Origin of the sequence: Psychrobacter sp. 16-MNA-CIBAN-0192 (genome assembly GCF_040309565.1) — a bacterium.
In the GTDB taxonomy this organism is placed as follows: domain Bacteria; phylum Pseudomonadota; class Gammaproteobacteria; order Pseudomonadales; family Moraxellaceae; genus Psychrobacter.
The window spans coordinates 1-275 of sequence record NZ_JBEOOX010000216.1; the positions used below are offsets into that span (position 1 = coordinate 1).

Sequence of the window (275 nt, forward strand, 5' to 3'; positions counted from 1 at the left end):
TCCTTGAGCGGGCCGGGGTTGCTGCCGGCGGCGCTGGTATTGGCCATCATGATTCTGCCGACGATTGCCGCCGTGTCCCAGGACGCGCTCACCAGCGTGCCGATGAAAACCAAGCAGGCCGCCTATGGCATGGGCACCACCCATTGGGAGGCGATCCTCAAGGTGATGGTGCCGTCTGCCGCCACCGGTATTTTTGGCTCCCTTGTGCTCGGCCTCGGCCGTGCGCTGGGCGAAACCATGGCGCTGGCGATGTTGGTGGGCAACGCCAACAACAT

General features: G+C 64.4%; 1 protein-coding gene. It reads left to right on the forward strand.

Translation table 11 applies throughout. The annotated features are described in order from the left end of the window. On the forward strand, positions 1-275 hold a 275-nt coding region (locus AAEY78_RS12975), incomplete at both ends, for a PstC family ABC transporter permease (RefSeq protein ID WP_352339728.1).